We start from the raw sequence: 15,056 nt of genomic DNA, 5'->3' as shown, positions 1-15,056 counted from the left end.
ATTGCCCCAAGCTTAAGTTAATAGTTGCTGAATTAAGGTATGTAGTTGCTTTAATTTTACGGGTTTCGTAAGGTAATCATTAACACCTGCCTCTATACATTTTTCGCGATCATCGGGCATTGCCAAAGCGGTCAGTGCAATAATCGGAATATTTACTAATTCAGGATTGCGACGAATCTGCTTAGTTGATTCTAGTCCATCCATCACTGGCATTTGAATATCCATCAAAATTAAGTCAGGATGATGGTTGGTTGCCATAGTAATCGCAGATAACCCGTCTCTCGCTAAGAGAAGTTGGTACCCCTTAGCTTCAAGATAATTAGCGAGAGTATTTATATTAGCCTCATTATCCTCCACGATCAGAATAGTTGGAGATGATGTTGGTGCGATCGCCAAGGTCTCAGTAATTGTTTCAGAAGCTATTTCAGGTTGGCTACCACCATTGGACTCAAAATATATTGTAGGTTGGGTTGCCCCATTAGCTAATTTGGTGTTGGATGATTCAGGAATATAGGGAATGAAGATATCAAAGCAGCTACCCACATCTAATTCGCTAGTTAGGCGTACCTTACCACCATGAAGTTCGACAATGCGCTTGACTAGCACAAGTCCCAAGCCTGTTCCTGCGTACTTGCGATTTAGCGAACTATCAATTTGCATAAATGGTTGAAATAGCCTAGGGATTTTGTCACGAGAAATACCAATACCTGTATCTGCCACCGAAAACTGAATCCAAGAGGCAGGTTTAGTATCTTCTTGGTTTGCTGTTCTACGCACTGCTAAAGTGACATTTCCACCTTCTGGGGTAAATTTCACAGCATTATTTAGCAAGTTGATTAGTACTTGGCGCATTCGTCGCTCATCGACAAGAATATCTGAGCACATGGTCGGAATTTGTACATTAATCTTAATGTTCTTATGATTGGCTTGCTGTCTGATAAAAGCAAGACTGGACTGACAAAGATAAGTGATGGAAGTTGGGGTATAGTTTAATTCGATCTGTCCTGCTTCAATTTTTGCAACATCAAGGATATCATTGATCAATTCCAGCAGGTGCATACCGCTCCGTTCCACAGTCTGTAGAGCTTGGAGTTGGCGCTCATTAACCATTCCAAATATTTGTTCTTTCAGGCTCTCTGTCATACCCAAAATCGCATTAAGGGGAGTCCGCAATTCATGGCTCATTGTTGCCAAAAACTCATTTTTAAGTTGAGTTGCTCGCATTAGTTCCGCATTGGTTTTCTCTAGCCTTTGTTCGTATTCTTTTTGGACTCGCATATCCCGCATAATAAACGAGAAAAACTCGACTTCGCCTTGAGGGGATTTATGGGAGAGAATGAGCTGAGAAACGGGTATTTCCTGTCCTTGGGAATCCAATATAGCAGTCTCTCCCAGCCAACTACCTGTAGCGATCGCCGCAGGAAATCCTTCTTGGAAAATCAAGTCAGCTACCCATTGAGGATGACAGTCAGAGATCTTAAACTGCACGACTTCTTCTGCGTATGGGTCAATTCCACAGAGACTTTTTAACTGGGCATTTTTCCAGAAGACATTGCCATTTGCATCGATCATGCTGATGTAATCAGTTGAAGCTTCGAGAATAGAAATTAGACGATTTTGCTCTTGTTGAAGTTGCTTCCATTCGGTAATATCTTCCGCAGTGCCGATTGTCTGCTTTACCTGTCCATCTGCATCGCGACTAAAGACAGAATCACGGCTAAAAAGCCAACGCCATTCCCCATTGGCATGTCTCATCCGATATTCAGTTTCTATGACTTCCCCATCCTTAGCACCCTGTATGCGTTGATAGTAATTTGGGAGAGTTTCTTTTAAATCATCAGGATGGAGTAACTGTTGGATAAAGTTCGCTCCCATCGCTTGGATTTCTGCGGATGAATAGCCTAAGGTCGTAAAAATCTCGCGGTTAGTGTAGATATTACGATGTTCTTGGATATCGTAGAGATAGAGGATATTGGGTGAGGCATCGGCGATCTGTTGAATAAATCGCTGACTTTCTCTCAAGGCTAGTTCCGATTGCTTGCGATCGCGAATATCCACCATCGTTGCTCGATTATACAAATAGTTGCCCTGCTCATCTTTGACAGCAGTTGCACTGATCATGACGGGGAGAATTGCCCCATCCTTGCAAATCAAGTCATATTCGGCATTTTTGATCGCCCCCTGCTCTAGGAAAACCTGATAATTCCTAAAGAAGGCTTGACAGCTATCTTCTGTAAAAAATTTAATCAGAGGTTGCCCAATCATTTCCTCTCGTTTATATCCTAACCACTGTAACTCTGTCTCATTGACACGAATATATCTACCATTGGGATCGAGTGAATGATATCCACAGGGCGCATTATTGTATAGATCTTCTACTTCATAGGTATATTGCGCCAATATCTCTTCGGCATGTTTGCGATCGCTAATATCCATAACGATACAAATAGTTTGATCATGGGTATCTGGAAGCAGGGCTGCACCAATTAACACAGCAACTCGACTACCATCTTTACGATAATATTCTTTTTCCCAAGGATTGATCACACCATGCTGTTGGAGCTGCTCGATTGCGATTAGGTCATTAGCTACATGTTCAGGAGGAGTAAGATCATCCCAATGAATTGACCCTGAAAGTAATTCCTCTCTGGTGTAACCAATCATTTCTAGAAAGCGATCATTTGCTTCCAGTATATGCCCCTGAAAATCAGCAAATAACATTCCTACGACGCTAGACTCAAACACGCGACGGAAACGGATTTCACTTTCTCGTAACTTGAGTTCGGCTTGCTTCTGTTGTGTAATGTCATAATTGACTCCGATCATTCTGAGAGGATTATCTTGGGTATCTCGTTGAACGATCGCATGAGATTGCAGATAACGAGAACTTCCATCGGGCAATAGTACTCGAAACTCCGAGTCATATTCTTTTGCACCTGCAAGAGCTTGTCTCGAATCCTCTAGAGCATTCGAGATGTCTTCGGGATGGATTCTATTCATCCATGTTTCAGCAGTAATTTTTTTAGCAGGATTTACGCCATAAAACTCGTACATTCGCTCATCCCAGATTAAATCACCAGTTACGACATCCCATTCCCAAATACCGATGCGAGCTGCTTGCAAGGCAACTTCTAGGCGAGTGGAGATATTTTGTAATTGGAGTTCGGCTTGTTTGCGATCGCTAATATCTTGAATTTGAGCTACTAGATAGAGGGGGTTTCTATGTATATCTCTTACTATTGAGATACTGATAAAGCCCCAAACAACCTGTCCTTGCTTAGTGTAATATCGCTTTTCAAAGGAATGATTCTGAATCTCATCTGCAATTAATTTCCTTACAAGTTCCACACTGTTGGATAGATCATCGGGATGGGTTATATCTTGAAATGACAATTGCAGCAGTTCAGCTTCGCTGTAGCCGAAAAAATTACAGATCGCCGCATTGACCTTGATAAATCTGCCTTCGGGGGATACTAATGACATCCCGATAGCAGTCTTGTCAAAGGCACTACGGAACATCTCTTCACTTACTCGAAGGGCTTCCTCGGAATTTTTGCGATCATTAATATCGGTCAAAACACCTTGATAACCAATCACTCTCCCTTCAGAATCAAGAATGGATGTAGAATGGACTTTTACCCATATATACAATCCATTTTGATGAAGATGGCGAAACTCAGCTTTATTTGATCTCTGACCAGCTCTAGAATTTTGGATATAATCAGCTAGCGACGGAAGATCCTCCGCATGTATAAGCCCAATCATTGATTTCCCAATCCATTCACTAGGCTCCCAACCAAAGATATCTTTAAATTGTGGCGATAGATAAGTAAATACACCATCTTGATCCGCAGACCAAATTAAGTCATTAACTCCTTCCACCAAGTGCCGAAACTTTGCTTCACTCTTAGCTAACTCCTCTTCAATACATTTACGCGCACTGATATCTCTAAAAATTGCTTGAACTATGTGCTCACCTTCTAATTCAATGATTCTAGCTGTGATATCGACAGGGATCAGGCTGCCATCTTTCCGAACTACCAAAGTTTCAAGACTTGTAGCTGATTCATTTTGGACAATTTGCGTAAAATGTGCTGTCACAGCTTCGAGAGATTCAGGTGGATGAATCAGGGACATATGCAGATTTTTGATTTCCTCACGGCTGTAGCCTAAGAGAATCTCTGCCTGTTGATTGGCGGTAATGCCGTAACCCTGAGTATCTGACAAAAAAATCGCATCGCTAGCACCATCCATCAGAGCACGGTAACGTTGTTCACTTTTTTGGAGAGCAATTTCAGCCTGTTTGCGCGATGTGATATCTGTTAATGTCCCAACATAGCCAACTACATTATTGTCACTATCAATTTCCTGCACAACTTGCACATAAAACCAATTCGTACTGCCATCTGGTCGTAGATGCCGCCCCTCACTATGCACAATTACGCGATCATTGAAATTAGATTGAGTATAGTCTTGACTCCATTGAGCAAGCAGAGAATCACGATCATCAGGATGTAAAGAGTCTATCCATCCATTTCCCAAAGCGGATTCTTTGGGGCGACCACTCATTTCACTCCAGCGATCGTTAACATAGGTACAGTGAAATATTTCGTCAAATTTGAAAATAGCAACTGGAGCAGCAGCAGCTAAGCTTGAGGACTGGAGATCACTTGCTTGTCTAGATGATTCTATTTTTCTAATCTCCCTATTGTCCAAAAAACTTTGGGCTAATAGATCGGTGAGTCGATTTTTGTCTAATATCCCCACCACGCGATCGCCATCTAACACAGGTAAATGCTGAATGTGATGCTGCTGAAACAACAGAACTACAGCTTGTAAATCATCCAAGCTCGATTCTGATATGGTAATGACTGGCTGACTCATTATTGTCCGCACCGATATTTGCTCGAGCGGAGTAGACTGAAGACTAACGTGAATAATGTCTCTTTCAGTCACAATCCCCAGCAAGTCATGACTAGCGAGGTCAGTGCAATCCGACTCACTACGCTGCAACACCAATACGCAACTTTCCCCCGTTTCCCCCATCATGGTGATCGCAGATCTCACAGACTGATCCGATGTAATTGTCAAAAAATTACGGGCGATCGCAGATTGTAAATCTTGGGGGGTTAAGTGACTTACCTTGCTCATAAAAAGCACCTTACTCTGACCTAACAATACTGGCGATCACTATAGCTATCTCAATTATCTCATTAACTTTAATTCCAAATATCAAGAAAAGATTACACCTATAGCAATATAGTGCTTTTCAAGCAAGCGAGGTACAGAGGGTTGTGTCCCCGCCTTCGGCGGGGACACAACCCTTTACTTCACTAGATTGCTATACGCTATATAAGTTTTGCTTAGGACACAAAACCCAAAAGATGAGTGGCAGCACGAAGCGCTGCCACTCATCTTTTGGGTTCTAGATAACCATATTCTAACAACAAAGCCTTGCTTAGCAAGGCTTTGTTGTAACAAGGATTTATATTTTGGGTGTTGCGATTTAATAAAGAACCTGATTTTTGTTGGCGCTGCTTTGCCGCGCCAACAAAAATCAGTTCCTTATGCTGTGGTTACAGGCTCTTTAGCCAAAAACTTCTCAAGCTCAGTAATCGCTTCTGCATCAACCTTCTCTTGCATTGGACAGAACTTAGGCCCACACATCGAGCAGAATTCTGCGGTCTTATAAATATCCGCAGGCAAGGTCTCGTCATGGTATTCCTTAGCCCGTTCAGGATCGAGAGATAGCTCAAACTGCTTATTCCAATCAAAGTTGTAACGCGCAGTTGATAGCTCATCATCGCGATCGCGGGCATTAGGACGATGACGGGCAATGTCGGCAGCATGAGCTGCGATCTTGTAGGCAATCAAGCCATTACGCACATCTTCGGCATTGGGCAAACCAAGGTGTTCCTTCGGTGTGACATAGCAAAGCATAGCAGTACCATACCAACCAGCCATCGCTGCACCGATCGCCGAAGTGATGTGATCATAACCGGGGGCAATGTCAGTAACCAGAGGACCAAGCACATAGAAAGGAGCTTCGGAGCATTCTTCCATTTGCTTACGCACATTGAACTCGATCTGATCCATTGGCACATGTCCCGGACCTTCCACCATGACTTGAATATCATGTTCCCAAGCACGGCGAGTTAGCTGTCCGAGGGTTTTCAATTCTGCAAGCTGAGCAGCATCAGATGCGTCATGTAAACATCCAGGGCGGAGAGAATCACCTAAGCTAAAGGAAACATCATGCTTCTTGAAGATTTCGATGATGTCATTGAAGTGGGTATAGAGAGGATTTTGCTTGTGATGATGCAACATCCAACGCGCCAGAATACCACCACCACGGGACACAATACCTGTCAGGCGATTCTTTACCAGAGGCAGATGCTCGATCAAAATTCCTGCGTGAATGGTTTGATAGTCTACACCCTGCTCAGCGTGCTTCTCAATGATATGAAGGAAGTCGTCGGCTGTGAGGTTTTCCATTCTGCCATGCACACTTTCGAGCGCTTGGTAAATGGGAACTGTACCGATGGGAACTGGTGAAGCATTAATAATCGCAGTCCGAATCACATCCAAATCACCACCACCTGTGGACAAGTCCATCACGGTATCAGCGCCATATTTGACCGATAGATGGAGCTTGGCAACTTCTTCGTCAATATTAGAAGAGTTAGGAGATGCACCAATATTGGCATTGACCTTACATCGGAAGGCAATGCCAATTCCCATGGGTTCAAGATTGGTGTGATTCTTGTTAGCGGGAATAATTGCCCGACCTCTAGCAACCTCAGCACGTACTAATTCGACGGGAAGATTTTCACGCCATGCTACATACTGCATCTCTTCAGTGATGATGCCTTGACGAGCGCAGTGCATTTGCGTACCGCGATATTCCCCGCGCCTTGTGGGTGCAGAGTTAAGCTTTAGTCCAACTGTCATGTAAATTTCCTCAAATAATTTGCTTTCCTACGCCGATGTCAATCGGTTCAGGTTCTAAGGATTTGCTCTCAGTCTGGTTTTCACAGACACTCCTAGCATTTTGAGATCATAGCACTGTAAAGCTAGTGCTTATAGTTAGAGATAGGCTGGGCTATAAAAATTAATTATTGCCATACAGCGCGTTGCGCTACCAGATAAATTTTTGAAAGCGCCGCTTAGCGGCGCTTTCAAAAATTTATCTGTACTATGTTAGGTTGAAGACGCAAAGCGTCTTCAACCTATAGGGTTAGGTGAAATCAATATTGTCGTAAAGATCGGCTATTTGGATTTGCACATCTGCAAACTTTAGAGAAATCGTCACGGTCGGGTCATCATATTCCGAAAATAACCATTGATTAACCGCAGTTTTGACATGATGCTCTACATGAACACGATACTGATCAATTAATAAATATTCCTGAAAAGTATTAATAGTTCGGTAAGAGGCAAATTTTTCACTGCGATCGTAGTTTTGGGTGGATTTAGATAACACTTCCGTAATGAAGCACGGATTGGTAATTGTATCCTTACGACTATCCTGCATTTCCAAAGGTTTAGGCGCAACCATCACATCAGGATATGTATGCATCTTGAGGTCAGGAATCCAAAGTCGCTGATCGGCAGAAAATAAACGAAAAGGCTTACCGCGTAGGGCAATTTTGATAATTGACAATAAATTGACAGCGATTTCAGTATGGTTTGGTGTACCACCAGTCATTGGAATAATTTCTCCATTACGGTATTCGTTGCGAATGTCTGAAGCTATTTCTAGCTCTAGGTATTCGTCAACTGTGTAAGTTTTCTTGGCGAGTTGAGTAACCATAAATGCTTTAACGCCGATCGCGTCCTGATGAAATTTGTTTAAAGTAAGGCTCTGTCGAGTTAAGACATTCTTGCAATTCTGGTGTTACATCTGTAGCAGCAACGCCATCTTGCTCATAAACAAAACCTTCGCGCACAAAGCGCCCAACTAATTTGCCGAACGTAATTTTATTGGGGCTGAACCCATATTGTAGAATTGCGAAATTATCCAGATTGCCTTTCTTGGGAGCTTGCAAAGTATAAACTTCGTAATCAATCCCAGTCTGATATCGAGGAATTGCTAACTTGAGGGAAACAATTGTCGAGCCGTTGGGTGAAAATCCGTGATAGCAGATCCGCTCTTTGCGATCTTTTGATTCTGCTTGTTTGGCGATGCGAATATATCGCGAACCACCACCCCAATAAAGCCCTTCTTCGATCGCTTGGGCACGATCACTTATCACTAAGCTAGAACCGAGGCAACTAAGAGCGATCGCGGCTATACCGTACAAAACTTTTTTCATGTTTTTTATCTGAGCGCTATTCAAATAAACATCTACAGGCGACGCTTCGCGCCGCCTGTACTATTCAAAAATCTGGGATATTAGACAGGAAAAGTCTGGTAAAAGTGGCGATGTTAGAGTATCAGTTGCAAATAAAGTCATCTCTAATTTGAGAATGCCATTTTCGCGCCGATAAACTTGAATTTGTTTCGCTTGCCAATCCGCAATCCAATATTCCAATACTCCCCTTGATGAATAAAGTTTAAGTTTTACTTCGCGATCGCACTTTTCGTTATCAGTTCCTGCAGATAGCACCTCGATCACCAGCTCAGGCGCACCGCGAAAATGCCCCGTATCATCAATTAAAGCTGCATATTTCTCCTTACTCATCCAGATCACATCGGGAATGACATCATCATTGTCACCAAAGATCAATCCTGCTCCAATTACCGCGTATCCTAACCCCGATACTTTTGACCAAGCTTTAAGCTCATAATGAAAATTGCCACAGGTATCTTGATGTTTATTATGAGGCGCTCTAGTCACGTAAAGTTCTCCATTAATAATTTCATAACGGTTGCTATTGTCGGGCATGAGTTCGAGGTCAGCGCTAGTCCAAAGAAGTTGCCCTTCTGTGACAAGGGGATTGTTAGTGGTTTCAGGTATAGCAACGATCGCTTGAGTCATAATGTAGTCCTACGATGAGCGCGATATCGTAATAGTATAGCAAGGGGCAATTGATGGTAACAAAGATGATTACTCTGGTAACAGGCGCAACTCGCTCAGGTAAAAGTGAATGGGCAGAACATTTAGCAATGCGATCGCAAAAAAATGTAATTTATATCGCCACAGCGACTCGTTATCAAAATGATGCGGAATGGGAAGCTCGATTACAAAAACATAGTGATCGCCGTCCTGAAAGTTGGCAAGTTCTAGAAGTTCCTATTGAATTAGCTGTAACCATTTCAGAACTTGCTAGTAATTCTTCCAATTATATTCTGGTGGATTCACTCGGAACTTGGCTAGCCAATCTTTTAGATAAGAATGAGGACGAATGGGCAAAGATTGAGCATGAACTATTGCAGGTAATTCAAACCTGTATCGTTGAGAATGAGTTGTTACACGCTGTTAAAGGCTGCATCGTTGATATTACCTTTGTTGCGGAAGAAGTGGGTTGGGGAATTGTACCAGCCTATGAATTAGGTAGAACCTTTCGCGATCGCCTTGGTGGTCTCAGTCGCAAAATTGGTGCGATCGCTGATGCGGTCTACTTAGTCACTGGTGGATATGCAGTCAATCTCACTCAAATTGGCGAAAGATTACCCTGACTTTGTTCTCATAGAATGATTAGTCTCTTTAAATGACTTATACCAATTCATGAAGGTGTGACATTTTGTGAATTGCAAACTAAACCCAGTAAGGGTTTTTAAAACTAAAAATGGTTATGCTATTTTTAGTTTTGAGATTAGGACTGTTATAGCTCTGGACTAAATGTAAGGTTGCGTTACTTTCATCACCTATAGCGCGATCGCCCCAAATAAAGGTAGGATTTCCGATGGACAACTAACAGCATCAACAATACCGCAGTCATGGAAAACCCCAAAACCTTGGGCTATGCTCAGCCAGCCGAATGGCAACCCCATAGCGCATGTTGGCTAGCCTTCCCCAGCCATCGCGACCTGTGGTTAGAATATCTCGATATCGTCCAAGCGGAATTTGTTGCCCTTGCCAAAGCGATCTCCACATCCGAGCAGCTAGAGATTTTAGTCCTAGAGGAAACCGCCGCACTTGCTAAGCAATTGCTTGGCGACTTACCTGTGTGCTTCCATCAGATTCCCTTTGGCGATATCTGGATGCGCGACATGACTCCGATTTATATCAAAAATGCCGATGGGAAATTAGGGGCTTTGCATTTCCAATGGAACGGATGGGGGGGCAAATATATGCTCGAACATGACGATCGCGTAGCAGCTAATATTCTCCAAACCCTTGATTTTCCTACATTTGAATTTGACTGGGTACTTGAAGGTGGCGCGATCGAAGTCGATGGCGAAGGAACCTGTTTGACGACCAAGCAATGTTTACTCAATCCAAATCGCAATCCTCACCTCGATCAAGAAGCGATCGAATCTGGCTTAAAAATAGCTTTGGGCGTAGAAAAAGTTCTGTGGATTGAGGAAGGTCTGCTCAATGACCACACTGACGGACATATCGACACGATCGCGCGTTTCATCGCACCGCATACGATCATGTGCATGGAACCAACTTCTGAGGATGATCCTAACTATCAAGTTCTCAAGGATATCGCATCACAGTTAGAAACCATGACCGATGCTAAGGGCAGAAAAATAGATGTAGTGAGAATCCCTTCACCCAATCTTGTTCTCGATGACGAAGATGAAATCATGCCTGCTAGTTATCTCAATTTCTATATCTCTAACGATAGCGTAATTATTCCCATTTACGGTTCTCCTAATGATGAACTCGCAGTGCAAGCAATCGCTAAGCATTTTCCGAACCGCAAAGCGATCGGACTTTCTGCAAAACATATTCTCTTAGGTGGTGGTGCATTCCATTGCATCACCTGTCATCAACCCCAATAACAGATTCAGCGCTTTGCGCTGAATCTGTTACAGATGAAAATTAGTGCATAGCGCTGTGTTTTTAATACTGAGTAATAATTATGTCATGGATAGAACTGAGTATTGATACTACTAATGAAGCGGTAGATTGGGTCTGTACCTTGCTTGCCAAAGCGATCGCTGTTGAAGATATGCATATCAGCGAATATCAGGAAGAATCATCACAATGGACATTTACGATCCAAATGTACTTACCTGAGGATGCACGTATTCATCAACGGATTGATGAGATTGAGAAAATTCTCACACCACTGAATCGCACAGGTATGACTAGTGGATTACAAACCTTTATCCTTGACCATAAGCCCGTCCACATAGCATTGGAATCTCATACGGCAAGTTCTTTAATTAGAAAAATAGGCGATCGCTTTGTGGTTCTATCGGCGACATCAGACTATCAAGCCCATCCCCAAGAGATTGTGCTGCGTTTGCAAAATAGTCTTGCCTTTGGCAGTGGGCTACATCCCGCAACTATTCTCAGCTTGCGCTTACTAGAGCGCCATGTTAAGCCCAATCTCGACACCCTCGATCTTGGTTCAGGCTCAGGGATTCTCAGTGTCGCTATGGCAAAGTTAGGCGCAAAGGTGTTGGCGATCGATAATGATCCCATTGCGGTATCAGCAACTCAAGATGCAGTAGAGCGAAACCAAGTCACACAGCAGGTGACAGTCAAAGAGGCAAGCCTTGGCAGTGCTAGTCAATTGGGGCATTGGATGGGCGGTGATAGCATTGAGTCTGTTCCTGCAATTGCAGCTCAGAAACAATTCGATCTGATCGTTGCTAATATTTTTGCGCGAGTGCATATTTCCCTTGCCCCTGAATTTTACAAAGCGTTACGTTCCACTTCCACCCATTCAGGGATCTTAATCACTGCAGGATATACCAGCGATCGCTCCGAAAATGTATCTTCGGCAATGCTTGAAGCAGGTTTTCTAGAATGCGATCGCGCCCAAATCGATGAATGGATCGCGATCGCCTATCGTTTAGGTTAGTTGATACCCGTCGAAAGCAGTCATAGTGTTTTCCTACGGGTTTATTTTCCCGCCGAAGGCGGGAAAATAAACCCCTGTAACTCTCTTGATTAAAAAGCACTATGAGTATTACCACACTCGATTAAATTGAAATTAGATTAATTTTTTGCTTGTAAAACCAAGTAGCTGGGCATAATTAAAAAAAAGAATCAAAACCTGTGGCGCACGCTGTGCGTGCGTCACAGGTTTTGGGTTTTTATATTTAATTGCACCCAACTATTTATGAAATATCTACAACTATTACCGATTCTGAGTATTTTTGCTTTCCCTGCAATCGCTGTAGCCCAATATCCGATTATTTTTAATCATGTCAAGGATATTTCTATGAGTCAAGATGACTGTATCAGCAGAGCTGAAGAAGCAGTCAAAGAGGCTGGGTTTAATAGAAACTTTGAAACTCTACGCAGTGGAGCATTTGGCGTAAATGGTTCCTATAGCGTGTCTGTACGCTGTGAAGCGAAAAAAGGAATAGTTTTCTTTGCGGTGGCAGGTCCTGATAACAAAACTGCAAGCAATCTTGTTAGACGAGTACAAAAGATTTTCTAAGGTTAATCTTGCAATTGTAATTGAACTTAATAATTTTCTATATCTGGCTCAGTCTCAAAGATTGACTAAAGCACGATAATAGTAATTAGTTAGACCAGTAGTGATCGCTACTAAATCAAATGATGTCTTGTCTAGACTAAATACCAATTAAGAAACGAAATCACGTTTTTTAATTTTCTAACTACATAGAGGAGGTGGAGGATATATGGTGTATACCCCTTTGATTGGTTTCACTCTATTTATGATCCTATTTTTAGGAGTAGCGTTTATGCTCAGTTATTTCTGGTGGGCCGATCGCTACAAAACTCCAGAAGTAATTGCCGCAGAAGTAATGCAGTTTTCTGAGCAAATCACCAACGCATTGTCAGTTTTTGCAGTAGGAATGCTAGCCTTTGGCATCATGCTCATCTTTCTCAATTTTTCGCTTCGTGCTTCCTAAGAATCTACCCTTACAAAAGAATGGCGGCGCGAAGCGCCGCTATTCTTTATCTAAAATTGATGGTGCGGGGCAAAGCATCGCATTACCAATTCGGAATATAGAAAATTTATAAAAAGCCGACTGCTCCACCTAGCAATACACTCATCCCCGCGATCGCGATCGGATGAATTACCAAAGCCCAAATACTGGGAATCTTGATCCCATCGCAAAGGGGAAATACTAAACGGGCGATCGCTGCATTAACAATTAAAAAGACAATTGCCCAGAGGGGAATCAATCGTAAATTGAGAATAGCTAAGGCAAGCCAAATCAAGATATTAGCGATCACGACAGCACCGATACCCTGTACCCATGCTTTGCCCGACTCAATGGGGCGATCAGGCGACATCCAGACCAAGCCTAACCAAGTTAACCCTGCCAATAAACCACAGGCGATCGCATCAGTAAGAAATTGCATATATTTTCACAGCGTGAAACTAATTCAACAGAGTTGATTTTGAGTGGCTTTGCCACCCAAAATCAGTATTGCTACTCAATTCTGGCAGGAATCCCCTGACGACGCAATTGCTCGATCCGTTGTTGAGCCACATTAGGATCGCGATACGAGCCAACCTGTACTTGACCATCACTGGGGCGTACATAGGCATCGCGTTCGATCTGTTGAGCACTAGCCGCATAGCTATTTTCAACAACGACACGATAGCTACTTTGGGCTGGTGGAGTTGTGGCGGCAGATGAGATGGGGGCTGCATATTTCACAGCCGTGTTACTACGAGGCGCAACATATTCAGGAACAGGCGTAGGCGTTGTTGGCACTACCGAGACATTCCGTGATGGCTTGGGTGTAGAAGAAGAGTTAGAGCTAGGAGTACGGCTGGGTGCAGGCTCACTATAGGAACGTGTGGGTACAGGTTCGTTCCTAGGCATAGGTGCAGGTGTGTAACTCCTCTCCAAAGGTGCTAAAGCTGGTGGCAGTGGTGCAACCGACATGGGCGGTAAAGACATTGATGGCACTGTCCGCAATGGTGAACTTGGCACAAAAGCACTATTGGGAGCAAAGACCGATGAGTTTTTGGTTAATGTACTATTTTTGTTTTTATTGACAAAAGTAGGATCAGCGATCGCTTTACTATTTTTAGCGAGGCTATCGACATTAACCTGAGTTTTATCCCCCGCAAAAGGCACAAAGGATAAGTCATTAGATTTCTGCTGATTTTGTAAATTAATATCCTTGCCCAAATCATCATTGTTAGTTTGGGCTGCTTTAGTTTTTTGTTCTGGTTTAAATAACTTCATTACCCCAGAAGGATCGACCATCAAATAACCGATCGCTGCACTAGAGCAGAGCAGTAATAATAGTGAAATTATCCCCACAGGATTCATCAAACTGCGGAGGGCACTCTTTTCGGCTGGCGGAGCAGGATATGGATATTCTTGATTAACTGAATCTTGATAATTATCTGCGTAGTTATTGCTGTAATCATTAGCAAAACTCTGCAAGATTTCATCATCATCAGGGGCAGGAATCTGTGCCATCGTTGGCTCAATATTGGGTGCATCACTTGGCGAATTGATACCCATTGATGCGTCACCATAACCATGCAAACTTTGAGCATATGCAACTGCTCGGTCTAAATCTGCATTAATACCACTATGACTAGGGCTATCTAAGCTATCGAGATCTAGTCCTCTATATTGATGTAATTCCGCATTCGCGATCGCGTCGGTAGTATTTGTACCCAATGGTGGCATCACAGGCATTTGAATCGTGCGGCGATCGCTATTGACTTCTACAGGAGGCGTGAGAGGAGACAAAGCTTCCGACAAACTGGGCGATGTCCAGATGGATTGAGTAGATACTGCGCGAGGTCTAAAAGGATTGAGATAGGAAATGGTTTGACCATTCTCTTGCCAATGGCGGTAGCGATCTAGCTCATCATTGAGGCTCGCATCCAAACCAGCCAACGCTGTTTGCAAGACTGATGATTGAGCGATCGCAGGCAAAAAATCAGTCTCTGCGTCAGTGACCCTTGGGTTAGTTTGAGAAATTTTGGGTGAGATGGTTGGGGAGATGGTAGGACTCAATGTTTGCATAATTCTTTAC

12 protein-coding genes and 1 riboswitch are annotated in these 15,056 nt (G+C 43.1%); of the genes, 5 read left to right on the top strand and 7 right to left on the bottom strand.

The annotated features are described in order from the left end of the window. Positions 1-12: 12 nt before the first annotated feature. The 5 genes from HC246_RS06135 to HC246_RS06115 form a co-directional block, all read right to left on the bottom strand. The gene (locus tag HC246_RS06135) at positions 13-5,151 is read right to left on the bottom strand and encodes a PAS domain S-box protein (RefSeq protein WP_169362610.1); all 5,139 of its coding nucleotides are present in this window, start codon (positions 5,149-5,151) and stop codon (positions 13-15) included. A gap of 414 nt (positions 5,152-5,565) precedes the next feature. Beyond that, positions 5,566-6,951 (bottom strand): phosphomethylpyrimidine synthase ThiC, encoded by a 1,386-nt coding sequence (gene thiC, locus HC246_RS06130; RefSeq protein ID WP_169362609.1) that lies wholly within the window; start codon positions 6,949-6,951, stop codon positions 5,566-5,568. Between the two features lie 7 nt (positions 6,952-6,958). After that, positions 6,959-7,055: riboswitch (TPP riboswitch) on the bottom strand. A 182-nt stretch (positions 7,056-7,237) separates the two neighbouring features. Beyond that, positions 7,238-7,813, bottom strand: a complete 576-nt coding sequence (locus tag HC246_RS06125) for a Uma2 family endonuclease (RefSeq protein WP_169362608.1) — start codon at positions 7,811-7,813, stop codon at positions 7,238-7,240. 7 nt (positions 7,814-7,820) lie between these two features. Beyond that, entirely contained in the window at positions 7,821-8,315 is a 495-nt protein-coding gene (locus HC246_RS06120; protein ID WP_169362607.1) for a hypothetical protein, read from the bottom strand. 60 nt (positions 8,316-8,375) lie between these two features. Beyond that, complete coding sequence (locus HC246_RS06115) at positions 8,376-8,981, bottom strand: Uma2 family endonuclease (RefSeq protein ID WP_169362606.1); 606 nt, start codon at positions 8,979-8,981, stop codon at positions 8,376-8,378. A 65-nt stretch (positions 8,982-9,046) separates the two neighbouring features. On the opposite strand from HC246_RS06115, the gene cobU reads away from it, so the two are divergent. The 5 genes from cobU (at position 9,047) to HC246_RS06090 (ending at position 12,952) form a co-directional block, all read left to right on the top strand. Continuing rightward, positions 9,047-9,622: a bifunctional adenosylcobinamide kinase/adenosylcobinamide-phosphate guanylyltransferase gene (gene cobU / locus HC246_RS06110; RefSeq protein WP_169362605.1), complete on the top strand. Its 576-nt coding sequence runs from the start codon at positions 9,047-9,049 to the stop codon at positions 9,620-9,622. Between the two features lie 261 nt (positions 9,623-9,883). Next, positions 9,884-10,897: an agmatine deiminase family protein gene (locus HC246_RS06105; RefSeq protein WP_169362604.1), complete on the top strand. Its 1,014-nt coding sequence runs from the start codon at positions 9,884-9,886 to the stop codon at positions 10,895-10,897. Between the two features lie 80 nt (positions 10,898-10,977). Then, on the top strand, positions 10,978-11,928 hold the full coding sequence (locus tag HC246_RS06100) for a 50S ribosomal protein L11 methyltransferase (RefSeq protein WP_169362603.1): 951 nt from the start codon (positions 10,978-10,980) through the stop codon (positions 11,926-11,928). A 261-nt stretch (positions 11,929-12,189) separates the two neighbouring features. Further along, the gene (locus HC246_RS06095) at positions 12,190-12,513 is read left to right on the top strand and encodes a hypothetical protein (RefSeq protein ID WP_169362602.1); all 324 of its coding nucleotides are present in this window, start codon (positions 12,190-12,192) and stop codon (positions 12,511-12,513) included. 205 nt (positions 12,514-12,718) lie between these two features. Further along, positions 12,719-12,952: a hypothetical protein gene (locus tag HC246_RS06090; protein WP_169362601.1), complete on the top strand. Its 234-nt coding sequence runs from the start codon at positions 12,719-12,721 to the stop codon at positions 12,950-12,952. Between the two features lie 106 nt (positions 12,953-13,058). On the opposite strand, the gene HC246_RS06085 is transcribed toward HC246_RS06090, so the two are convergent. Both HC246_RS06085 and HC246_RS06080 read right to left on the bottom strand, forming a co-directional pair. Beyond that, entirely contained in the window at positions 13,059-13,409 is a 351-nt protein-coding gene (locus tag HC246_RS06085) for a hypothetical protein (RefSeq protein WP_169362600.1), read from the bottom strand. Between the two features lie 71 nt (positions 13,410-13,480). Then, on the bottom strand, positions 13,481-15,046 hold the full coding sequence (locus HC246_RS06080) for an SPOR domain-containing protein (protein WP_169362599.1): 1,566 nt from the start codon (positions 15,044-15,046) through the stop codon (positions 13,481-13,483). Between the last annotated feature and the right edge of the window lie 10 nt (positions 15,047-15,056).

The organism is Pseudanabaena yagii GIHE-NHR1 (assembly GCF_012863495.1).
Lineage (GTDB): Bacteria > Cyanobacteriota > Cyanobacteriia > Pseudanabaenales > Pseudanabaenaceae > Pseudanabaena > Pseudanabaena yagii.
The sequence above is the reverse complement of the archived record's forward strand: the minus strand, read 5'-3'. Positions and strand labels throughout refer to the sequence as shown.